This is a genomic window from Caulobacter sp., from assembly GCF_039596335.1.
Taxonomy (GTDB): domain Bacteria; phylum Pseudomonadota; class Alphaproteobacteria; order Caulobacterales; family Caulobacteraceae; genus Caulobacter.
This window is the reverse complement of sequence record NZ_JBCNJZ010000001.1, coordinates 349,431-372,620: the sequence shown is the minus strand read 5'-3', so window position 1 is coordinate 372,620 and position 23,190 is coordinate 349,431. Positions and strand designations below refer to the sequence as shown.

General features: G+C 68.2%; 15 protein-coding genes and 1 pseudogene. 12 read left to right on the top strand and 4 right to left on the bottom strand.

The window, feature by feature from the left end:
- Positions 1-35: 35 nt before the first annotated feature.
- Positions 36-2,264, bottom strand: coding sequence for a PBP1A family penicillin-binding protein (locus tag ABDW31_RS01820; protein WP_184716589.1), 2,229 nt, complete (start codon positions 2,262-2,264; stop codon positions 36-38).
- Between the two features lie 54 nt (positions 2,265-2,318).
- On the opposite strand from ABDW31_RS01820, the gene ABDW31_RS01815 reads away from it, so the two are divergent.
- Together ABDW31_RS01815 and ABDW31_RS01810 are read left to right on the top strand one after the other, a co-directional pair.
- Entirely contained in the window at positions 2,319-2,804 is a 486-nt protein-coding gene (locus ABDW31_RS01815; RefSeq protein ID WP_184716591.1) for a YcgN family cysteine cluster protein, read from the top strand.
- A 67-nt stretch (positions 2,805-2,871) separates the two neighbouring features.
- Positions 2,872-3,006 (top strand): annotated as a pseudogene (locus ABDW31_RS01810) (hypothetical protein); the annotation flags it as partial.
- A 5-nt stretch (positions 3,007-3,011) separates the two neighbouring features.
- Here the strand turns inward: ABDW31_RS01810 and rpmE are convergent.
- Complete coding sequence (rpmE, locus tag ABDW31_RS01805; protein ID WP_184716593.1) at positions 3,012-3,239, bottom strand: 50S ribosomal protein L31; 228 nt, start codon at positions 3,237-3,239, stop codon at positions 3,012-3,014.
- 124 nt (positions 3,240-3,363) lie between these two features.
- Here rpmE and ABDW31_RS01800 point away from each other — a divergent pair, with 124 nt between their 5' ends.
- The gene (locus ABDW31_RS01800; RefSeq protein ID WP_184716595.1) at positions 3,364-5,217 is read left to right on the top strand and encodes an ABC transporter transmembrane domain-containing protein; all 1,854 of its coding nucleotides are present in this window, start codon (positions 3,364-3,366) and stop codon (positions 5,215-5,217) included.
- Between the two features lie 159 nt (positions 5,218-5,376).
- Here ABDW31_RS01800 and ABDW31_RS01795 read toward each other — a convergent pair whose 3' ends face one another.
- On the bottom strand, positions 5,377-6,663 hold the full coding sequence (locus ABDW31_RS01795) for an MFS transporter (protein WP_184716597.1): 1,287 nt from the start codon (positions 6,661-6,663) through the stop codon (positions 5,377-5,379).
- A 326-nt stretch (positions 6,664-6,989) separates the two neighbouring features.
- Between ABDW31_RS01795 and ABDW31_RS01790 the strand changes: the two genes are divergently transcribed.
- The 9 genes from ABDW31_RS01790 to ABDW31_RS01750 all read left to right on the top strand — a co-directional run bounded on the left by ABDW31_RS01790 (position 6,990) and on the right by ABDW31_RS01750 (position 21,253).
- Positions 6,990-7,574: a sigma-70 family RNA polymerase sigma factor gene (locus ABDW31_RS01790; RefSeq protein WP_184716599.1), complete on the top strand. Its 585-nt coding sequence runs from the start codon at positions 6,990-6,992 to the stop codon at positions 7,572-7,574.
- Positions 7,507-8,505, top strand: coding sequence for a FecR family protein (locus ABDW31_RS01785; RefSeq protein ID WP_221444615.1), 999 nt, complete (start codon positions 7,507-7,509; stop codon positions 8,503-8,505). The genes ABDW31_RS01790 and ABDW31_RS01785 overlap by 68 nt, the downstream gene beginning before the upstream one ends.
- An 86-nt stretch (positions 8,506-8,591) precedes the next feature.
- Positions 8,592-11,375 (top strand): TonB-dependent receptor, encoded by a 2,784-nt coding sequence (locus ABDW31_RS01780; protein WP_343698246.1) that lies wholly within the window; start codon positions 8,592-8,594, stop codon positions 11,373-11,375.
- A 71-nt stretch (positions 11,376-11,446) separates the two neighbouring features.
- Positions 11,447-13,609 (top strand): acylase, encoded by a 2,163-nt coding sequence (locus tag ABDW31_RS01775; protein ID WP_184716603.1) that lies wholly within the window; start codon positions 11,447-11,449, stop codon positions 13,607-13,609.
- Between the two features lie 11 nt (positions 13,610-13,620).
- Complete coding sequence (locus ABDW31_RS01770; RefSeq protein WP_184716605.1) at positions 13,621-15,132, top strand: CRTAC1 family protein; 1,512 nt, start codon at positions 13,621-13,623, stop codon at positions 15,130-15,132.
- 90 nt (positions 15,133-15,222) lie between these two features.
- Complete coding sequence (locus ABDW31_RS01765) at positions 15,223-15,804, top strand: sigma-70 family RNA polymerase sigma factor (RefSeq protein WP_184716606.1); 582 nt, start codon at positions 15,223-15,225, stop codon at positions 15,802-15,804.
- On the top strand, positions 15,779-16,723 hold the full coding sequence (locus ABDW31_RS01760) for a FecR domain-containing protein (protein ID WP_184716608.1): 945 nt from the start codon (positions 15,779-15,781) through the stop codon (positions 16,721-16,723). The genes ABDW31_RS01765 and ABDW31_RS01760 overlap by 26 nt, the downstream gene beginning before the upstream one ends.
- Before the next feature lie 289 nt (positions 16,724-17,012).
- Positions 17,013-20,078, top strand: a complete 3,066-nt coding sequence (locus ABDW31_RS01755) for a TonB-dependent receptor (protein ID WP_343698245.1) — start codon at positions 17,013-17,015, stop codon at positions 20,076-20,078.
- Positions 20,079-20,158: 80 nt separating this feature from the next.
- On the top strand, positions 20,159-21,253 hold the full coding sequence (locus ABDW31_RS01750; protein ID WP_184716612.1) for a pectinesterase family protein: 1,095 nt from the start codon (positions 20,159-20,161) through the stop codon (positions 21,251-21,253).
- On the opposite strand, the gene ABDW31_RS01745 is transcribed toward ABDW31_RS01750, so the two are convergent.
- A complete protein-coding gene (locus ABDW31_RS01745) occupies positions 21,250-23,157 on the bottom strand; it encodes a BCCT family transporter (RefSeq protein WP_184723636.1) in 1,908 nt (635 codons plus the stop codon). The two genes, ABDW31_RS01750 and ABDW31_RS01745, sit on opposite strands and share 4 nt — an antisense overlap.
- Positions 23,158-23,190 lie beyond the last annotated feature (33 nt).

Below are 23,190 nucleotides of genomic sequence, written 5' to 3'. Positions count from 1 at the left end.
CACCCTGAGCTTGTCGAAGGGCGAGGATCGCGCACTCAGTACGGCAGGTTCTGCGGCGCCGGTTGCCCCTCCGGCGGTGTCGGCGGGGCCGCTCTGGCCGCCGCTTCCAGCTCCGAGGCCGCTCGAGCGAATTCGGCCGACAGGGTCTCGTAGTAGCCGTTGCGCGGGTCGGGCGTGGTCTGCGGCGCGGGATCGGGCAGCAGCCAGGCGAAGTCGCGGATGGCCAGGGGCTGGTGGGCCGTCATCATGAAACGGCGCCAGATGCTGGCCGGGATGTCGCCGCCGACGACCTTGTTCATCGGCTTTTCGTCGTCATTGCCGACCCACACGCCGGTGACGTAGTCGGGCGTGAAGCCGACGAACCAGGCGTCGCGCCAGTTCTGGCTGGTGCCGGTCTTGCCGGCGGCCGGACGTCCGAAGGCGGCGCGCTTGGCGGTGCCCTCGGCGACCACCTTCTTCATCATCTTGACCATGATCGAGGCGTGGCTGATGTCGTAGACGCGGCGCTCGGCCTGCGGGGCCAGGTGCTGGAAGATCTGACGACCGTCCTGGGTGATGATCGACTCGATCACATAGGGCTCCAGCCGCACGCCGCCCTGCTGGAAGACTTGGAAGCCCGAGGTCAGCTGCAGCAGGTTCACCTCGTACGAGCCCAGCGACACCGACAGGTCCGGACGCGGCGGCAGGCTGGTGATGCCGAAGCGGCGCACCAGGTCGCCGATGGCGTCGCCGCCGGCTTCCTTGCCCAGCTTCACCGCCACGGTGTTGGTCGAGTTGATCAGCGCCTGCTCGACGGTCATCGGGCCGCGATAGCCGCCGCTGTAATTAGCCGGGGCCCAGTCGCCGAACTTGATCGGCTCGTCCACGCGCACGTCGGTGGGCAAGACGCCCTTCTCGACCGCGGCGGCATAGATGAACGGCTTGAAGGTCGAGCCCGGCTGGCGCTTGGCCTGGACCGCGCGGTTGAACGGGCTCTCGCTGTAGCTGGTCCCGCCGACCATGGCCCGCACCGCGCCGTCGGCCGACAGCGACAGCAGGGCCGCCTGGGTGGCGCCCGAGCGGGTGGTCTCGGTGGCCATGGTCTGGCGCACGACCTCGGCGCCTTCGTGCTGCAGGGCAGGATCGATGGTCAGCCGCACGACCAGGTCCGGCGCGTTCTGGCCGGCGATCTTCACGGCTTCGGTGGTGGCGTAGTCCAGCACCCAGCCGTAGTCGCCCTCGTCCTGTAGCGCCAAGCCCGACAGGCGCGGGGTGTCGTCCAGGGCGCGGCTTTCCTGCTCGGCGGTGATCCAGCCTTCCTTGCGCATATTGGCCAGGATCAGGCGCGAGCGGGCCAGGGCGCGCTCCATGTCGTTGGTCAGCGCCAGGCGCGACGGGGCCTTGGGCAGGCTGGCCAGCAAGGCGGCCTCCGACAGCGTCAGCTGGCTGGCGGGCTTGTCGAAATAGGTCTGGGCCGCGCCGTCGACGCCGTAGGTGCCGGCCCCGAAATAGATGCGGTTCAGATAGAGCTCGAGGATCTCGTCCTTGGTCAGGACCTGCTCCAGCTTCCAGGCCAGCAGCATCTCCTGCAGCTTGCGCTTCACCACCCGATCCGGGGTCAGGAACAGGCCCTTGGCCAGCTGCTGGGTCAGGGTCGAGGCGCCCTGGCGGGTCTTGCCGGCGCGCCAGTTGATCCAGGCGGCGCGGCCGATGCCCTGCAGGTCGATGGCGCCGTGCTTGTAGAAGCGACGGTCCTCGGCGGCCAGGAACGCCATCGGCACGTAGTTGGGCACCGAGCCCACGGTGATGCGCTGGCCATAGCGCGGGCCGCGGGTGGCGATCACCTGGCCGCTGCGGTCCTCGAAGCGGATGCCCGGCGCGCGGTTGACCGCGAACAGCGCCTCGCGCGAGGGCAGGGGCGGGGTGTCCTTCAGGTACTTGAACCAGACATAGGCCGCGCCGCCGCCGGCCGCGAGCACGCCGACCAGGAACGACACCAGCAGCACGCCCCAGATCCAGCCCCACTTGCGGGCCTTCTTCTTGGCCGCGTGATGCTTCAGGTCTGCGCGGAAGGGCTCTTCAGGCGGCGGAGGCGGCGTACTTGAAGGTGGCGTGTTCGAAAGGGGAGACTGCGGGCTGTCGGCGAACTTGAACGGGTCGCGCAGCGGGGCCTCGGGCGCCCACGGATCGTGCGGAGGCGGCGCAGCCGGCGTCGGTCCCTGCCCAGGCTTCTTGGGCGGTTCCTTGTCGTCGAATTTATAAGGCGGCAGCGTCCAGTCGTTCACGGTGCGTCGTCAGGCTCTGTTGGTCCCCGAGGCAATCGGGTTTAGGACGGCGCCATGACGCCACACAAATATTTCTGGCAGACGAAGACGCTCGTGCAAATGACCGTCCCCGAGTGGGAAAGTCTATGCGATGGCTGCGGTCTTTGCTGCCTGGTTCGCTTCGAAGACGAAGATACCGGCGAGATCATCCCCACGCGGGTGCATTGCCAGCTGTTCGACGAGCACCGTTGCCAGTGCAAGGACTATCCGAACCGCAGGAAGACGGTGCCGGACTGCATCAAGCTGACGCCGCACAATATCGAGGACCTGGAGTGGATGCCCCCCTCCTGCGCCTATCGCCGGCTGCATGAGGGCAAGGACCTGCCGCAGTGGCACCCGCTGGTCACCGGCGATCCCGACAGCACCCACAAGGCCGGCGTCTCGATCCGCGACCAGACCGTGTCGGAGCTGAGCTTCGTCGACGCCGAGGACGCCATGGACTTCGTGGCCACCGACCTGATGCGCGACCGCGGGGATGACCCGTACGATCCGGAAGACTGAGAAGCGCCCCCTCCGGCCCTGCGGGCCACCTCCCCCGCTGCGCAGGGGAGGAGTAGGAAGCGCTTTATCCTCCCCCGTGCAACGGGGGAGGTGGATCGATGCGGAGCATCGAGACGGAGGGGGCGCTAGGCCCCAGATACAGAAAAAGCCGGCCCGCAAACGCGGCGCCGGCTTTTCGTCGCCCTTACGGCGAGAAGCGTGAGCTTCTTACTTCTTGCCGGTGAAGCCGGCGAACTTGGCGTTGAAGCGCGAGACGCGGCCGCCACGGTCCATCAGCTGGGCGTTGCCGCCCGTCCACGCCGGGTGGGTGCGCGGGTCGATGTCCAGCGCCAGGTTCGCGCCTTCCTTGCCGTAGGTCGAACGCGTTTGATAGCTCGAGCCGTCCGTCAGGGTGACGGTGATGAAGTGGTAGTCGGGGTGAATGTCTTGTTTCATGGCGGCGATCCAGTCCGACTAAGCCGGCGAGTTTGAATTGGGTTAAGCGCCATCCACGCACACGCGGGGTGGCCCTCGAAGACGGGCGGCTATAAAGAACCCGCGCGATTTTGGCAAGGGACTGTTGATGACCGACGTGAACGGCGGCGAGCAAAAGGCCGACGGACGCCCCGGCGCGGGGGCCGCTCTGGTCCAGAGCATGGCCGAGGCGGGCGCTAAACGCGAGCGCCGCAAGGACATCCGGCCGCTCGTCCACCTGTTGCCGTTCGTCAAGGCCCACAAGGGCGACGGCCTGGCCGCGGGCTTCTTCCTGCTGTTCTCGACGGGCGCGACCCTGGGGCTGACGGCGGCCTTCAAGCAGGTGATCGACCACGGATTCGCCAAGGGCGCCGAGGCTGACATCAATCGCGCCTTTTTGGGCCTGGGCGTCGTGGCCCTGGTGCTGGCCATCGCCACCGCCGCCCGATTCTTCTTCATCACCCGCCTGGGCGAGCGCGTGGTCGCCGACCTGCGCCGGGTGCTCTATGGCCACACCCTGGGCCTCGATCAGGCCTATTTCCTGAAGACCCGCACGGGCGAGGTGCTGTCGCGCCTGACCACCGACGTCACCCTGGTCGAGCAGCTGGTCGGGGCCTCGGCCTCGATCGCCCTGCGCAATATCCTCAGCCTGGTGGGCGGCCTCGGCTACATGGCGGTGGTCTCGCCCAAGCTGGCCGGCTTCATCGCCCTGATGGTGCCGGTGATCCTGGCGCCGATGTTCTTCCTGGGCCGCCGGGTGCGCAAACTGTCGGTCACCGCCCAAGACCGCTTCGCCGACGCCGTGGGCTATGCCGGCGAGAGCCTGGACGCCCTGGAGACCGTGCAGGCCTTCGGGCGCGAGGCCGCCTCCACCGGCCGGTTCGGCGAGGCCGTCGAGACCGCCTACCGCGCCTCTGTAAAGCGCATCACCGCCCGCGCCAGCATGACGGCCATGGTCATCGTCCTGGCGTTCGGCGGCATCACGCTTCTGCTGTGGACCGGCGCGCGCCTCGTTCTGTCGGGCGAGATGACCGGCGGCACCCTGGCCCAGTTCGCCATGCTGGCGGTGATGGCGGCCGGCTCGATCGGCGCTCTGGGCGAGGTTTGGGGCGACGTCCAGAAGGCGTCCGGGGCCATGGAACGGATCTCCCAGCTCTTGAACTCGCACCCGGACATCGCCGCCCCGCCGGCGCCCCAGACCCTGCCGGTCCCGGCCAAGGGCGCGATCGCCTTCGAGAACGTGGTCTTCGCCTATCCCGGCCGTCCCGACCTGCCAGCCCTGAACGGCTTCGACCTGACCGTGGTGCCCGGCGAGACCGTCGCCCTGGTCGGCCCCTCAGGCGCGGGCAAGAGCACTGTGCTGCGGCTGCTCCTGCGCTTCTATGACCCTCAGGTCGGCGGCATTCGCCTTGACGGCGTCGACCTGCGCGACGCCGATCCGTCGGAAGTGCGCGAGCGCATGGCCCTGGTGGCTCAGGACTCGCCGCTGTTCTCGGGCTCGGCGCTGGACAACATCCGCTTCGGCCGCGCCGATGCGACGGAGGAGCAGGTCAAGGCCGCCGCCGACGCCGCCCAGGCCACCGGCTTCCTGTCGGCCCTGCCGCAGGGTTTCGACACCCCCGTGGGCGAGCGCGCCAAGACCCTGTCGGGCGGCCAGCGCCAGCGTCTGGCCATCGCCCGGGCCCTGGTCCGCGAGGCCCCGATCCTGCTGCTGGACGAGGCCACCAGCGCCCTGGACGCCGAGAGCGAGCGCCTGGTGCAGCAGGCCCTGGCCACGGCGATGGAGGGGCGCACCACGCTCGTCATCGCCCACCGCCTGGCCACCGTGCTGAAGGCTGACCGCATCGTGGTCATGGAGGAAGGCCGCTTGGTCGAGCAGGGCAAGCACGCCGAGCTCTACGCCAAGGGCGGTCTCTATGCTCGCCTGGCCCGCCTGCAGTTCGGCGTCGAGGCGGCCTGATAGCAGGGCTTAATGCCTACTAAATTGATCTGATTTGTCGCGGCCGCGCCGCACAGCCACGGTCGGATACCGGCCGGCGCGAGATCTTCGCGTCGGCGGCTCCTTTCTGGCGACGCGACCATGCCCGACGAACATCCCAGGCCGGCCGTTCCGGAAGCGCTAGTCCTCGGTGATGAGGCTGGTCTTCCGGGTGTCGGGCATCCGCAGATAGACGATCAGCGACACGCCGATCATGGCCGTGACGTAGATGTAGAAGCCGCGCTCCATGCCCTGGCCCTTGAACCACAGGGCCACATATTCGGCGGTGCCGCCGAAGATGGTGTTGGCCAGGGCGTAGGGCAGGGCCACGCCCAGGGCGCGGATGTGGGCGGGGAACAGCTCGGCCTTCACCACGGCGTTGATGGCCGTGTAGCCGGTGACGATGACCAGCGCGCCCAGCACCAGCAGGAAGGCGGCGAACGAGCTGCTGGTGGTCTCCAGCGTGCGGAAGATCAGGAAGGTGAAGGCCACGCCCAGCACGCCGAAACCGACCATCAGCGGCTTGCGGCCGATGCGATCAGACAGGGCCCCGGCCACCGGCTGCAGCAGCATGTAGATGAACAGCGCCGCGGCGGTGATCGCTGTGGCCGACTCGCGGCTGAAGCCCGAGGTGTTGACCAGGAACTTCTGCATGTAGGTGGAGTAGGCATAGAAGGCCAAGGTGCCGCCGGCGGTCAGCAGCACCACGGTCATGGCCTGCTTGGGGTGATAGCGGAACAGCGCCCAGCCGCTGGACTTGACGGTGGAGTCGCGCTTGGCGGCCACGAAGCTGTTGGTCTCGCTGAGGCCGCGGCGGATGTAGAACACCACGATGGCCAGAACCCCGCCCGCGGCGAAGGGAATGCGCCAGCCCCAGCTCTCCAGATCATGGACGGGCATGATGGCCTGCAGCAGCAGCAGCACGCACAGGGCGATCAGCTGGCCCGAGATCAGGGTCACGTACTGGAAGCTGGAGAAGAAGCCGCGGTTCTGCTTTCCCGCCATCTCGGACAGATAGGTCGCCGAGGCCCCATACTCGCCGCCGACCGACAGGCCCTGCAGCAGGCGGGCGGTCAGCAGGATGGCGGGGGCGAAGATGCCGATCTGGTCGTAGCCAGGGGTCACGGCGATCATCAGCGAGCCGGCGCACATCAGGGTGACCGAGAAGGTCAGGCCCGCCTTGCGGCCCTTGCGGTCGGCATAGATGCCCATCACCCACGCGCCGATTGGGCGCATGATGAAGCCGACCGCGAAGATCGCCGCTGCGCTCAGCAGCTGGGCGGTCGGGTCGTCGGACGGGAAGAAGGCAGGGGCGAAGTACAGCGTGAAGGCCGAATAGGCGTACCAATCGTACCACTCGACCAGATTGCCGGCCGAGCCGCCGATGATCGACTTGATCCGTTGGCGGCGGTCCAAAGCGTCCTGCAAGGTGTCTTCTCCCCGGTCTTCGTCGTTTTGTCGGCGGGGCGGCGGTCGGCGACGCGCGCGACGATGGCGCGATCACCCAGGCCGTGGCCCCCCTGTCTTGTCAAAACGAACGGCGCGAAAATTTCCGCCATAGGATCGTATCGTCAATCGCGATCGCGCGCTGCAAGAGCCGTGGCGCCCATATTCGATCGCAAACTGCGTCGGACTTGGACGAACGCACCTCTCCTGACCCCCGATCGCGCCTTTGCGATCGACGTCGGCCATTTGACGCGACCTTCTGGATATGGCGCGATGGCGCACCGCTCCTTTTGCGGAGGGACCCAATCATGGACGGTCTGACCACGCGCCTGGCCTGGTTCAAGGCGGTGATCCTGCCCCATGAGGGGGCTCTGCGCTCGCGTCTGCGCCGCGCGTGCCCGCCCGGCTTCGACGTCGACAACCTAGTGGCCGAGAGTCTGGCCCGCGCCTATGCGGCCAAGGACATCGACCGAATCCCCACGGGGCGCGGCTATCTGTTCACGATCGCCCGCAACCTGCTGATCGACACCCTGCGCCGGGAAACCATCGTCTCACTGGACTTCGTGGCCGACCTGGACACCCTGCGCAGCGACGACACCCTGGAAGCCTCGCTGACCGCCCGCGACGAGCTGCGCCGGCTGCACGCCATCATCGAAACCCTGCCCGCCCAGTGCCGCCAGGTGTTTATTTTGCGGCGCGTGCACGATGTTTCGTTCCAGGAGATAGCGGTTCGCATGTCCCTATCCGTTTCGACAGTAGAGAAGCATCTTGCTAGAGCTGTGATGCTCGTGGCCAAGGCTATGTCCGAGCGCGAGGAAGGCAGTTTTGACCGCATCACCCGCAGGGGCCGAAAGGCAGCAGATCGACGAGAGGGCCTCGGCGCTCCTCGTTAGGCTGCATGCCGGCGCGCCCGCGGACGAGCGTCGGGCCATCTTCGAGTGGATCGAGGCCGACCCTCGCCATGCGGTCGCCTTCGCACGGATGGAGGCGGCCTGGGAGGCCGGCGAGCGGCTGCGGGCCGTTCCCCCGCCGGTGGAGACGACCGCCCCGGTGGTCGAGGCCCCGCCCATGGTGTCGCGACGGGCCCTGGTCGGCGGTTCGGTGGCGGCTCTGGTCGTTGCGGGCATCGGCACGGCCGCCTGGCGCTATCTCGGCGACGTCGACCTGCACCACACGCGCACGGGCGAGCGGCGGACGGTCACCCTAGCCGACGGCTCGCGCATTCACCTGAACACCGCCTCGGCCGTCGAGGTCGCCCTGCGCAAGTCCAGCCGGCAGGTGCGGCTGATCAAGGGCGAGGCCCTGTTCGAGGTCGCCCATGATCCCGGACGGCCGTTCCTGGTCGAGGCGGGCTCGGCCCGGCTGCGGGCGATCGGCACCGCTTTCAACGTCCGCATCCGCGACACCGTGGTCGAACTGACCGTCACCGAGGGCGTCGTGGCCGTGGCCGAGGCCGGCGGCAAGTCGCAGGCCAACGCCCAGCGGGCCGACGCGCCCAGGGTCGTGGCCGGCGGCGGGGCGGTGATCGGTTCGGGGGCCATGGCGCCCACGGCGTTGGGGCCGACCATCCTGCGCCAGCGCACGGCCTGGCAGGACGGGGTGATCGAGCTGGACGGCGAAACGCTGGCCCAGGCGGTGGCCGAGTTCAATCGCTATCGCGGTCCGCCCATCGTCATCGGCGACCCGCGCCTGGCCAATCTGCGGGTGGGCGGGCGCTTCGAGGTCGACGAGGCCGACAAGTTCCTGACGGCGGTGGAGGCCAGCTTCCCGGTCAATGCGATTGCCGCCGCCGACGGCAGCATCCTGCTCGTGACAAAATCTTGAAAATTATTCTCTGAGCAGATGGCGGTTCCCCGCACGGCGGCTCGTTGCAGTGGTTGAGACTGTTCAATCACGCTTGGGGGCGTCCAATGGCCGGTGGATCTAAGTTCAATTCCCTGTATCGCGGCGCGCTGTTCGCCACCGTTGCTATGGTTGCGCTACCCGCAGCTGCGGCAGAGGCTTCCAAGGACTTCAATATTGCGGCCCAGCCGATGCAGGGGGCGCTGAACGCGCTGTCCCAGCAGTCGGGCGTGCGGCTGCTCTATCCCTATGACCAGGTCTCAGGCCTGCGCTCGCCGGCGGTGAACGGCCGGATGCCGACCCGCCAGGCGCTGGAGGCCATCATCGGCCGCTCGCCCCTGCGCGTGGCGATCATGAAGGACGGGCTGATCGCCCTGACCGCCGATACGGCGGCGCCGACCGGCCTGATCAAGGCCAGCGCGCCGATGGGCTATGTCGCTCAGGAGGCCGTCGCGGCGACCCCGCGCGAGGCGCCCGAGGAAGTGACCGAGGTCGTGGTGACCGGCACGCGCGGCGTGGCCCGCACTGTCACCGAGAGCCCGACGCCGATCGACGTGCTCAGCGCCGCCGACCTGGAGCGCACCGGCAAGGCCGGCGCCTTCCAGGCCCTGCAGACCCTGGTGCCCTCGTTCAACCTGCCGGCCCGCGCCGGCGGCGTGTCCGCCACCGTCATCGCCACGGGCGGCCTGCGCGGTCTGAACCCCGACCAGACCCTGGTGCTGGTCAACGGCAAGCGCCGCCACAAGACCTCGCTGATCAACTCGGTGTCGTCGCTGTACAACGGCTCGGTGCCGGCCGACCTGGACCTGATCCCGACCTCGGCGATCGGCCGCATCGAGGTGCTGCGCGACGGCGCCGCCGCCCAGTACGGCTCCGACGCCATCGCCGGCGTCATCAACATCATGCTGAAGGACACGCCCGGCGGCTCCTTGACCGTCACGCGTGGCCAGAACTTCGACCGCAACGACGGCGACTTCACTCTGGTGCAGGGCAACTACGGGACCAAGCTGGGTGAGAACGGCTTCCTGAACCTGTTCTTCGCCACCAAGGACCAGGCGCTGTCCAACCGCGCCGAGCCGATCGCCTCCAGCATCCGCCTGTACCCGCTGGTGGGCGGCGCGCTGGACCCGCGCGAGGCCACGGTCGACCGCATGGTCACCCGCAACTCGGGCGTCCTGCCGCAGAACGGCGTCAATCTGGGCTACAACGCCCGTTACGACGTCGGCGAGGTCGAGCTCTATTCGTTCGGCACCTTCAGCCACCGCGTCTCGGACCTGCCCTTCACCTTCCGGGCGCCGACCAACGTCAATTCGCTGCCCCAGGTCTATCCGGACGGCTTCCGCCCGAACCTGGTGATCAAGGAACAGGACTTCGAACTGGCCTTCGGCGCGCGCGGCGTGATCCAGGGCTGGGATTGGGACGTCTCGTCGACCTTCGGCAAGAACCTGGCCAAGGAGAACGTCTCCGAGAGCATCAACGCCAGCCTGGGTCCGGCAAGCCCGACCACCTTCTATGTCGGCAAGCTGGTCTCGTCGGAGTGGGTCAACTCGCTGGACGTCACCCGCGGCTTCCAGGCCGGCGGCGGCGACCTGCAGCTGTCGTTCGGCGCCCAGCATCGCCGCGAGACCTATCAGGTCGGCGCGGGCGAGCCCCTGAGCTACGCGGCCGGGACCTATGTCATTCCGGCGGGCCAGCCGTCGGCCGGCTCGCGTCCGGCCACCGGCGCCCAGGCCGCGCCGGGCTTCCAGCCCTCCGACGCCAGCAAGACCAAGCGCACGAACCTCGCAGCCTATGGCGAGGTCGGCTACACGATCGACAAGCTCTTCCTGGGCGCGGCGGTCCGCTACGAGGACTATGACGACGCCTCGGGCGACACCGTGGTCGGCAAGATCAACGGCCGCTACGAGCTGACCCCCTGGCTGGCCATCCGCGGCGCGGCCAGCACCGGCTTCCGCGCGCCGGGCCTGGCCCAGAACAGCTATGCCGCCAGCTCCAGCCAGTTCCGCCAAGTGAACGGCGTGCTGGACCTGCTGCAGATCAAGACCCTGCCGGTCGGCTCGCGTGAGGCCGTCGCCCTGGGCGCCGAGCCGCTGACGCCGGAGAAGTCGAAGAACTACAGCGTCGGCGTGACGCTGGAGCCGCTGCCGCGCCTGTCGATCACCCTGGACGCCTACCAGATCGAGGTCGACGGCCGCATCGCCATCACCAGCACCCTGACGGGGACGGCGGTGTCGAACATCCTGGTGGCCAACGGCCTGCCCAGCTCGCTCAGCGCCCAGTACTACACCAACGCCATCGACACCCGCACGCGCGGCGTCGACTTGGTCACGGCCTATCGCCACGAGCTGGGCGACTACGGCACCCTGCGCCTGACCCTGGGCTATAACCACAACGAGACCAAGATCACCGGCATCATCGCCAATCCGCCCGAGCTGGCGGCGCTGGGCGCCAACTACGTGCTGTTCGACCGTCTCAGCCAGGGCTACCTGACCAAGGCCTTCCCGAAGGACAAGGTCAGCCTGGGCGTCAACTGGGCGTGGGACAAGCTGAACGTCAATCTGCGCGGCACCCGCTTCGGCAGCTACACGGTCCAGCAGAACATTCCGGCCAACGACCGCTCGTACGGCGCCAAGTGGATCACCGACCTGGAGATCGGCTATCGCATCCTGCCCACCGTCAACGTCGCGATCGGCGCCAACAACCTGCTCAACGTCTATCCGTCGCGCAGCGGTCCCTCGACGGCGGCTAACGCCTCGTACAACGTCAACACGGGCACCGGGCAGTATCCGGGCATCTCGCCGTTCGGCTTCACCGGCGGCTCCTACTACGCCCGCCTGCAGTGGGACTTCTGATCGACAGTTGTGGGTTGCGGGGGCCGCTGCGGCGGCCCCGTAGAATGAAATAGGTTGGGGAGCACCAAGGCATGACGATTCTTCGCCGCACCGTCGCGACGCTGCTGCTGACGGGCTGGATCGGGCTGGCGGCCGGGCCGGTCATCGCCCAGGAGGCCCCCAAGGACATCGGGGCTGCGAAGCCGGCCGCCCTGGCGCCGGCCAAGCCGACCAAGAACGAGATCCTGTGGGACACCTATGGCGTGCCCCACATCTACGGCAAGGACGCCAAGGCGGTGTTCTACGGCTATGGCTGGGCCCAGGCCCAGAGCCACGCCAACACCATCCTGCGCCTGTACGGCGAGGCGCGCGGCAAGGGCGCCGAGTACTTCGGTCCCGAATACGAAGAGACCACGACCTGGCTGCTGACCAACGGCGTGCCCGACCGCGCCAAGCTCTGGTACAAGCAGCAGACCCCCGCGTTCCGGGCCAATCTCGACGCCTTCGCCAAGGGCATCAACGCCTATGCGGCGGCCCATCCGGACAAGATCGACGCCGACCTGAAGCAGGTGCTGCCGGTCAGCGGCGTCGACGTCGTGGCCCACGCCCACCGGCTGATGAACTTCATCTACGTGGCCTCGCCCGGCAAGACGATCGGCGAGGGCGATCCGCCGGACATCGCCGACCAGGGCTCCAACTCGTGGGCCGTCTCGCCCAAGAAAACCGCCGACGGCAACGCCCTGCTGCTGCAGAACCCCCACCTGCCCTGGGGCACCGGCTATTTCATCTATTACGAGGCCCACCTGACCGGGCCGAACTTCGAGGTCTATGGCGCCACCCAGGTGGGCCTGCCGATCATCCGCTTCGCCTTCAACCAGCAGATGGGCATCACCAACACCGTCAACAGCATGGTGGGGGCGACCAACTACAAGCTGACCCTGAAGGACGACGGCTATGTCTTCGACGGCAAGGTGCTGCCGTTCAAGTCGCAGGGCCTGACCTACAGGGTGCGCCAGGCCGACGGGACGCTGGCGACCAAGCCGCTGACCATCCGCTCGACCGTCCACGGCCCGGTTTTCGACCGCAAGGATGGCTCCAAGGTCGCCGTGCGCGTGGCGGGCCTGGATCGCCCGAAGATGCTGGAACAGTATTTCGACATGGTCACGGCGCCGAACTTCAAGGCGTTCGAGAGCGCGATGAAGCGGCTGCAGGTGCCGACCTTCAACATCATGTACGCCGACCGTGACGGCCACATCGACTACACCTTCAACGGCATCGCGCCCAAGCGTAGCGAAGGCGACCTGAACTTCTGGAGCGGCCTCGTGCCGGGCGACAGCTCGCGCTACCTGTGGACCGACACCCATCCGTTCGAGGACCTGCCGCGCGTCACCGACCCGGTCGGCGGCTTCGTGCAGAACGCCAACGACCCTCCGTGGGTGGCCAGCTGGCCGGTGACCATGAAGCCGGACGACTATCCCAAGTATCTGGCCCCGCGCACGCCGGAGTCGTTCCGCGCCCAGAACGCCGTCAAGCTGATGGCCGAGAACGACAAGATCAGCCTGGACCGCTTCAAGCAGCTGAAGCTGTCCACCAACGCCCTGATGGCCGACCGCGTGCTGCCCGAGCTGGTGCCCGCGGCCCTGAAGGACAAAGACCCCGAGGTCCAGGCCGCCGCCCGCCTGCTGGCCGGCTGGGACCGCAACTTCACGGCTGAAAGCCGTGCGGGCCTGCTGTTCGAGGAGTGGGCCAAGCTGTTCGCCGGCCCGACCTTCGCGGGGCAGGGCGGTTATGCCATTCCGTGGACGGAACAACGCCCGATCAGCACGCCCTACGGCCTGAAGGATCCGGCCGCCGCCGTCGAGCAGCTGCGCACCGCCATCGCCAACACCAAGAAGAAGTACGGCGCGATCGACCGCCGCTTCGGCGACGCCTCGCGCTTCATCCTGGACGGCGTCGACGTGCCCGGCACCGGCGGTTTCGGCAATCTGGGCGCCTTCCGGGTCATCACCTGGTCCGAGCCCGACGCCAAGGGGATCCGCACGCCCAACCACGGCGAGACCTGGGTGGCGATGATCGAGTTCTCGACCCCGGTGAAGGCCTACGGCCTGATGAGCTATGGCAATGCCCGCCAGCCCGGCACGACGCACTACAGTGACCAGCTGGACATGCTGTCCAAGGACCAGTTCCGCGAGCTGTGGCTGCGGCGCGAACAGGTCGAAGCCCACGTCTCCGAACGCACCGACCTGAAGCCCTGAAAGGCGATCCGATGTCCAAGAAAAACGCCTGGTTGGCGTCGTCGCTGCTGGCCGCCGTCCTGACCGCCGGCGCCGCTTACGCCGCCGATCCGGCCTTCACCTCGGTCCAGCCCGAGATGTTCTCCGTCCCGGGTTCGCTGTCGAACGCCTGGGCCGATTTCGACAGGGACGGCGACCTGGATCTGGCCGTGTCGTTGAAGGGCGGCGACGTTCGCCTCTATCGCAACGACAACGGTGTGCTGACCAATATCGGCCCGACCCTGGGTCTGCCGACGACGGGCAAGGAAGTCCGCGGCGTCAGCTGGGGCGACTATGACGGCGACGGCTATCTGGACCTGCTGGGCGGCTCGAACGTCCCGGCGGCGCAGGGCAACCAGTCGTTCGTCTGGAAGAACGAGGGCGGCAAGCGCTTCGTCGAGGTGTCCCAGAAGATCGGCCTGACCATCCCCGACCGGATGAGCCGCCAGGCCAACTGGATCGACTACGACAACGATGGCCGGCTCGACCTCTATGCGTCCAACCGCCTGGGTCCCAACCAGCTGTTCCACAACGAAGGCGGCGCCTTCAAGCAGGCGTTCGCCGACAACGGCGTGACGGACCTGCGGCCGACGGTTGGCTCGTGCTGGTTCGACTACAATCGCGACGGCAAGCTGGACCTGTTCCTGGCCAACCAGTCGGGCGCGACCGACGCCCTGTGGCGCAACGACGGCGCCAAGGGCTTCACCGATGTCGCCCCGGCCCTGGGCCTGCACGCGCCGGGCCGCACCAAGGAAGAGGGCGGCGTGGGCTGCGCCATCGGCGACTACGACAACGATGGCAATCTGGACATCTTCGTCGCCGTCTACGGGGCCAACCTGCTGTACCGCAACAAGGGCGACGGCACGTTCGAGGAAGTGGGCAAGGCGGCCGGCGTCGACGATGCGGGCCACGCGGTCGGGGCCGCCTGGGGCGACTACGACAACGACGGCTATCTGGACCTCTACGTCACCAGCTACGAGGGCGAGGCCGGCAAGCAGACGCCGCTGGACCTGCTGTACCACAACAACGGCAAGGGCGGTTTCGACCAGGTCCTGACCCGCGAGAGCCTGCTGAACGCCGGCGACCACGGCGTGGAGTGGGTCGACTACAACGGCGACGGCGCGCTCGATCTGTCGGTGATGCGCGGCTACAGCCCGGTGGGCGGCCACTTCCTGTTCCGCAACGACCTGGCCGCGCCCGCCAAGAGCCGCAGCCTCAGCGTTCTGGTGCTGGACGCCAAGGGCAACTACACCCGCGCCGGCGCCGAGGTCCGCCTGTACGACAAGGCCGGCAAGATTGTCGCCACGCGCCTGGTCTCGACCGGCGGCGGCTACAACGCCCAGAGCGCTCTGCCCGTGCATTTCGGCCTGAAGACCTTCGATCGCGTCACGGTCGAGGTGTCGTTCATGAGCAATGACGGGGTGAAGAAGCAGACCCTGCGCAACGTCGATCCCAAGGCCTTCGCCAAGAAGCCCCTGGTCGTCCGCGAGGCCAAGGCGCGCTGAGGTCTGCAAAACAATAGGCCCGTTTGACGGAAATTCCGCGCCCGTGCATCGCTTCTTGTGAACCGCAAGAACGAAGAATCGGGAGGGACGGTGTTGGAAGGACGCGCGCGCGTCGTGGCGTGGCTGGGGCGGGAGATCCTGCCCCACGAAGCCGCCGTGCGCGTCTGGCTGCGGCGATCATTCGCCGCCGCCGGAGACGTCGACGACATCATCCAGGAGACCTATTGCCGCTTGGCCGCCCTCAGCAACATCGAGCACATCGGCGAGCCGCGGGCCTATTTCTTCCAGGCCGCGCGCAGCGTCGCCCTGGAGCAAATCCGTCGCGCCCGCGTGGTGCGCATCGAGACCGTCAGTGAAATCGAGGCGCTGGACCTGGCGCTGGAAGATCCGTCGGCCGAGCGCATCGTCTCGGGGCGGCGTGAGCTGGAGCGGGTGCGCGGCCTGATCGCCGCCCTGCCGGACCGCTGCCGCAAGATCTTCGAACTGCGCAAGATCGAGGGCGTGCCCCAGCGCGAGATCGCCCGCCGGCTGGGCGTGACCGAACATGTCGTGGAAAACGAAGCCGTGCGGGGGCTGCGCGCCATCCTCGCGGCCATGACCGAACAGGACGCGCCCGCGGGCGCCCAGGGACTGAGAGAGAAGACCGATGGTCGATCGCGAAAGCGCCGCTGACATCGAGGCGGCCGCCGCCCGATGGGTGGTCCGCGTCGATCGTGAGGGCGATGACCCCGGCGTGCGCGCCGAACTGGAGACCTGGCTGGCCGGCGATCGTCGCCGCGTGGGCGCCTATGTCCGCGCCGAGGCCGGCTGGACCCACCTGGACCGCGGCCGTGCGCTGGGACTGGAGACGCCCGTGGCCCGGCCCACGCCGATGCTGCGCCGGCGAGGCGTGATCGGCGGCCTGGGCGCCTTGGCGGCCGGCCTGGCCGCGGTGGTGGTCGCGCCGCGGCTGCTGGCCAAGCGCTATGGCACCGCCCTGGGCGAGATCCGCCGCGTGCCGATGGCCGACGGCTCGGTGGCGGCGATCAATACGAGCTCCGAGCTGGAGATCTCGATGAGGCCCCGGTTGCGCGCCGTGCGGCTGGAGCGCGGCGAGGCCTGGTTCGCGGTGGCCAAGGATCCCGATCGGCCCTTTGTGGTCGAAAGCGGTCCGGTGCGGGTGCGGGCGGTCGGCACGGCCTTCTCAGTGCGCAAGCACGAGGCCGGCAGCGACATCCTGGTGACCGAAGGCGTGGTCGAGGTCTGGACCGACGGCCAGGCGCCGCGTCGGGTGGTCGCCGGCCAGCGGGTGTTCGCCGACAACGGCGCCGGCGTCCAGGCGCCGCCCAAGGCCGACGACAACCTGGCCCGCCAGCTGGCCTGGCGCGAGGGGCAGATCGTGCTGGACGGCCAGACGCTGGCCGAGGCCGCCGCCGAGTTCAACCGCTACAACGACCGCAAGATCGAGGTCGCCGACCCGCGCCTGGCCGGCGAGCGCTTCGTCGGCTGGTTCCGGACCAACGACCCTGAAGGCTTCGCCGAAGCCGCCGCCACCACCTTCAACGGCCAGGTCCTGACCAGCGGCGAAGCCATCGTCCTGCAGGCCGGCTGAAGGTTGCCTTCCAGCAACTCATCGCCTTCCTGGGCCTTGTGCCCAGGACCCAGCGTTCCGGTGTGCTGAGCCTCCGGGCGCGTGTGGCGGTAATAGTGGTCTAAGGGAAAATCCTCGTCACGTGGCGCCATGGGTCCTAGGCACAAGGCCTAGGAAGGCAGGGAAGAAGGGCTTCAGAACCCCACCGGGAAATTATTTTGACGTTTTGTGACGGAAACCGGTTTCCGCCGCATCGCTCCAATCAGGCGTTCCAAGAAGCGCCGTTGGAAACGAAAAAGGGAGGGGCCGCATGCGTACGTCGCTGCGTAACCAAGACAAGTCCTATCTGATGCTCGCGGCCGGCGCGACGGCGCTGCTGGTCGCCTCGGGCGCCCATGCCCAGGTGCGCAAGTTCGACGTGGCCGAGCAGCCCGCCGCCACCGGCATTCCCCAGTTCGGCAAGCAGGCCGAGCTGCAGATCCTGGCGCCGCAGGGCGCGGTCCAGGGCAAGCGCGTCAACGCCGTGCGCGGCGCCTACACCGTCGAGGAGGGCCTAGCCCGCCTGCTGCGCGGCGCCGACCTGACCGTCGTCTCCAACAACGGCCGCACCGCGGTGCTGGGCCAGACCGCCTCGCTGCAGCTGGCCTCGACCGCGCCGGCGCCGCTGATCGCCGCTCAGGCCGTGACCCCCGTCTCCGCGACGCCGGAAGAGTCCGCCGCCGAGGTCGAGGCGGTGGTCGTCACCGGCTTCCGCGCCAGCCTGCAGAGCGCCATGAACATCAAGCGCCGCGCCAGCGGCGTGGTCGACGTCATCAAGGCCGAGGACATCGCCGACTTCCCGGACGCCAACCTGGCCGAGTCCATCCAGCGTGTGCCGGGCGTGTCGATCGCCCGCGACGCCGGCGAGGGCCGCCAAATCACCGTCCGGGGCCTGGGTCCGCAGTTCACTCGCGTGCGGATCAACGGCGTCGAGGGCCAGAGCACGGCCAGCGGCACCGACAGCTCGGGCGGCGCCAACCGCAACCGCGCGTTCGACTTCAACGTCTTCGCCTCGGAGCTCTTCAACAGCATCACGGTGCGCAAGACCGCCTCGGCCCAGACCGAGGAAGGCTCGCTGGGCGCCACCGTCGACCTGCAGACCGGCCGGCCGTTCGACTACAAGGGCGCGACCCTCGTGGTCTCGGCCCAGCAGGGCTACAACGACCTCTCCAAGTCGTGGGACCCGCGCTTCGCGGTCCTGGCCTCCAACACGTGGTTCGACGGTAAGCTGGGCGGGCTGGTCTCGGTGGCCTACACCGAGCGAGGTCTGCTGGAAGAGGGTCACGGCTCGGGCGGCTGGCTGAACGGGACCGAAGTCGGCGGCTTCAGCCCGGCCTCGACCTTCACCCAGGCCAGCTCGGCCTCGGTGTTCACCCCGCGCTTCCCGCGCTACGGCCGCCTGACCCATGAGCAGAAGCGCCTGGGCCTGACCGGTTCGTTCCAGATGCGTCCGGACGACAAGACCCTGATCGGCCTGGACGTGCTCTATTCGGACTTCAAGGCGACCCGCGAGGAGAACTGGCTGGAAGCCCTGTCGTTCGCCCGTAACGCCTCGCAGGGCGGCCGCCCCGAGATCATCGTCCGCGACGGCGTCGTCAATGCCAAGGGTGACATGGTCTATGGCCTGTTCGACGACGTCGACGTCGAGAGCGAGACCCGCTTTGACAAGCTGGACACCGAGTACACCCAGGCCACGTTCTCGGTCGAGCGCGAGTTCGGCGATCGCCTGAAGGTGAGCGGCCTGGCCGGCTTCTCGAAGTCGGACTTCAACAACCCGATCCAGACCACGGTGATTCTGAACCGCGAGAACGCCGACAACTTCTCGTATGACTACCGGGTCAATCCGAACCTGCCGGCGATGAGCTTCGGCTTCGACGTCACCGATCCGCTGGCCTACAATTTCGGCGCGGCGCGCTCGGAGATCCGCCTGCGGCCGCAGGGTGTGACCAACAAGATCGGAACCTTCCAACTGGACGGCGACTATCGCCTGGCCGACGGCCTGCAGCTGAAGGCCGGGGTCAACGCCAAGCGCTACAACTTCAGTTCCTGGGCCCTGGCGCGGGTCAATGAGTCGGTCGTCCCGACCCTGCCGGCGGGGACCACCCTGGCCAGCCTCACGAAGATGGTGTCCGGCTTTGGCAAGAACCTGGGCGCAACGGGCATCCCGACCCAGTGGATCGCGCCGGACCTGGACGCCTTCGCCAAGCTCTACAACATCTACAGCGGCACGGGCCTGTTCGAGCTGTCGGGCGCGAGCAACGCCAACGCCCGCGGCAACATCCGCAGCGTCGAGGAAAAGGACAGCGCCGCCTACGTGCAACTGGACTTCCAGACCGAGCGCTTCGCCATCCCGATCCGCGGCGACATCGGCGTGCGCTACGTCAAGACCGAGCAGAGCTCGACCGGCTACCAGCTGGTGGCGGGCGCGGCCCAGCAGACCACAGTCAAGCGCGACTATGACGACATCCTGCCGGCCCTGAACCTGACGGCCGAGGTCACGCCAGACTTCCTGCTGCGCTTCGGCGCGGCCAAGGTGATGACCCGCCCGAACCTCGGCAGCCTGACCCCTGGCGGCAGTCTGTCGACCGTAGGCGTGTTCAGCGTCAGCTCGGGCAATCCGAACCTGAAGCCGATCCGCGCCACCACCTACGACCTGTCGGCCGAATGGTACTTCGCCAAGGATGGCCTGCTGTCGGTTGGCCTGTTCTACAAGGACATCAGCAGCTACATCCAGACGTCGCGGATCTCGCAACCGTTCAGCGCCTCGGGCCTGCCGGTCAGCCTGCTGGACGGCCTGGGCGTCTCGGCGGGCGACACCTTCCTGTTCAGCCAGCCGGTGAACACCGAGGGCGGCCCGCTGAAGGGGATCGAGGTCAGCTACCAGCAGCCGTTCAGCTTCCTGCCGGGTGTGCTCAAGCACACGGGTGCAATCTTCAACGCCACGATCGTCGACTCCAAGATCGACTACATCTCGGCCCGCTCGCCGACCGGCTTCGTGCAGAACGACCTGGTGGGCCTGTCGAAGAACGCCTTCAACGCCACGCTCTACTACGAGGACGAGGTGTTCAGCGCCCGCGTCTCGGCGGCCTATCGCGACAAGTACCTGACCGCCGTGCCCAGCGGCACCAGCACCAACGACATCGACGGCGTACGTTCGATCACGACCATCGACGCCTCGGCGTCGTACGCGATCAACAAGAAGCTGAAGCTGACGTTCGAGGGGCTGAACCTGACCGACGCCTTCAACAATCAGTACACGGATAGCAACCGCGACAGCGTCTACGTCTATTCGCACACGGGCCGGCAGTTCAATTTCGGGCTGCGGTACGCCTTCTAAGATCCACTATTCTTCCCCCCGAGGAATTGGGGCGCCGGCGGCCCTCCCCGCCGGCGCCCACTCTTTTTTGGAAAAGCATTATGTCGCTGAACCTTCCTTCTCGTCGGGGCGTTCTGGCCGGCGCGGCGCTGCTGGTCCCGGGCGTGGCCTCGGCCGCCACGCGCTACGACGCGGTGCTGTGGCGCGGGCCGGGCAAGCCGCCGGTCGCCGCTCCGGCCTATGCCAGCTTGTCGGCCGCGCTCGCGGCCGCGCCGGCCAACGGCAAGAAACCCTTCCGCATCTTCGTGACCCGCGGCCTCTGGGACGAGCAGGTCGTCATCGACAAGCCGTTCGTCCACCTGGTGGGGCAGGACCGCAAGGCTTCGGTGATCAGCCACCTGGCCGCCTCGGGCCTGACCGCGCCCGACGGCAAGCGCTGGGGCACGTTCCGCACCCCGACCCTGTTCGTCCGCGCGCCGGACTTCGCCGCCCGTAACCTGACGATCCAGAACGCCTTCGACGGCCTGGCGGAAATGTCCAAGCCGGGCGGCCTGCACTCGCACGACGGCGGCGGCCCGCAGGCCGTGGCCCTGATGCTGGACAAGGGCTCCGACCGCGCGCGGTTCACCGAGGTGGACCTGCTCAGCTATCAGGACACCCTGTTCCCCGACGCCGGCTCCAGCCTGTTCGAGCGCTGCCTGGTGACCGGCAGCTACGACTTCATCTTCGGCGCGGGCCGGGCGCTGTTCCGGGACTGCGAGATCCGCTCGCGGCCGCGGCCGGTCGATCCGATCGACGGCTATATCGTCGCCCCCAGCACCTCGATCGAGCAGCCGGTCGGCTTCGTGTTCGTCAAATGCAGCCTGACCAAGGAGGCCGGCACCAAGACGGGATCAGTCTATCTCGGCCGGCCCTGGCGCCCGTCCAGCCAGTTTGCCGACGGCCGCTATGGCGACCCCAAGTTCCAGGGCGCGACCGCCTTCATCGACTGCTGGATGGACGACCACATCGCCCCGGCCGGGTGGACCGAGATGTGGTACACCGGCAAGGACGGCAATCCCCGCACCATGCTGCAGCCCGAGGACGCGCGGTTCTCGCAGTTCAACGCCACGGGCCCGGGCGCGGCCAAGTTCGCGCGCGGCCGGTGGCTGTCGGCGGCTGAGGCGCGCGCGATGGTCCAGGCGGCCGCGGCCTAGGCGGTCCGCCAGCGCTCCAGGTGGTAGAGGACGTCGGCGACCAGTTGATCCTGGGTGAAGCCGGTGACGTCGCGGGGCCTGGCGACGTCGTCCGAGCTGGCCGAAGCCCGCCACTCCATCGCCCGGCGGCTCTCGGGCGCGTCCAGGGCCGTCAGGGCCGGACGCGGCCGGGCGCGGGCCACCAGCCGGTACTGGAACAGACGCCCGCCTTCGCCGACCGAGGCGGCCAGCAACAGGCCCTCGTCGTCCCGCGTCACGGTCGCGGTCAGGCCCTCGGCGGCCAGGCCGTCGCGCACGCGCTCCAGGGCCGAGGCGCCCGTGCGGTCGATCTGGCGCTGGATCTCGCGGCGGCTCGCCGGCGAAAGGATGCGCTTGATCTGCTCGGCCAGCGGCGGGGCCTCGGTCTCGAGCGTACGGCCGGCCAGGTCGGCGTTCATCTGGCGGACCAGGCCGACGGCCAGCAGGATCATGATCACCGTGAAGGGCAGGGCGGCCACCAGGGTCGCGGCCTGCAGCGCCCCTAGTCCGCCAGCCAGCAGCAGGAGAGCGGCGACCAGGCCCAGCAGCACGCACCAGTACATGCGCTGCCAGCGCGGGGTGTCGTCGGCCCCGCCCGAGGCCATGGTGTCGATGACCAGCGCCCCGGAGTCGGCCGAGGTCACGAAGAACACCGCCACCAGCAGGATGGCCAGGGTCGAGGTGATCGCCGCGCCCGGCAACTGCTCCAGGAAGTAGAACAGCGCGGTCGACAGGTCGGTGGTGACGGCCCGCGAGATCGCCCCGGCCGCCTGGCCCATGTCCAGGCTGATGGCGGTGTTGCCGAAGACCGTCATCCACAGGAAGGTGAAGCCGGCCGGGACCAACAGCACGTTGAGGATGAACTCACGCACCGTGCGGCCGCGCGAGATGCGGGCGATGAACATGCCCACGAACGGCGACCAGGCGATCCACCAGGCCCAGTAGAACAGCGTCCAGTCCGCCATCCACGCCCGCGGCTCGTAGGCGTAGAGAGTGAAGGTGCGGTGGACGAAGTGCTCCAGATACGACCCGAAGTTCTGCACCAGCGCCTTCAGCAGGAAGCCCGTCGGGCCGACCGCCATCACGAACAGCATCAAGAGGATGGCCAGGATCAGGTTCAGTTCGGACAGGCGGCGCACCCCGTTGCCAACGCCGCTCATCATCGAGGCGGTGGCGGCGGTCATGACCACGCCGATCAGGATGACCTGGACCCAGGCGTTGTTGGGCACGCCCAGCAGATAGGCCAGGCCGCTGTTCATCTGAGCCACGCCGAAGCCCAGCGAGGTGGCGATGCCGAAGGCCGTGCCGCAGATGGCGAAGATGTCGACCGCGTCGCCGATCGGGCCTTTGATCCGCTTGCCCAGCAGGGGCGACAGGCCCGAGCGCAGGGTCAGCGGCAGGCCCTTGCGATGGGCGAAGAAGGCCAGGCTCAGCCCGACCAGGGCGTAGATCGCCCACGCGTGGACGCCGTAGTGGGTGAAGGTGATGACCATGGCCTCGCGGGCGGCCAGGAAGGTGCGCGGCTCCGCCTCGGGCGGGCTGATATAGTGCTGGATGGGCTCGGCGACGCCGAAATACATCAGGCCGATGCCCATGCCGGCCGCGAACAGCATGGCCAGCCACGAGACATAGGGAAAGTCCGGCTCGGAATCGTCCGGTCCCAGCTTCAGGGCGCCGGTCGGACCCAGGGCCAGGAACAGCATCAGGCCCAGGAAGCCGGCGACGGCCGCGACGTAGAACCAGCTGAAGGTGTCGATCACCCAGGCCTGGGCGGTCTTGAAGATACGGTCAGAAAGTCCCGGCGCGACGACCGCCAGCACCAGCAGCAGCCCGATCGCCAGGCTGGCCCCCCAGAAGACGCGGGGGTTCATCTTCGTCGTCAGCATCATCAAACCTCAGCGGCCGGGTCGCCGCTTTCG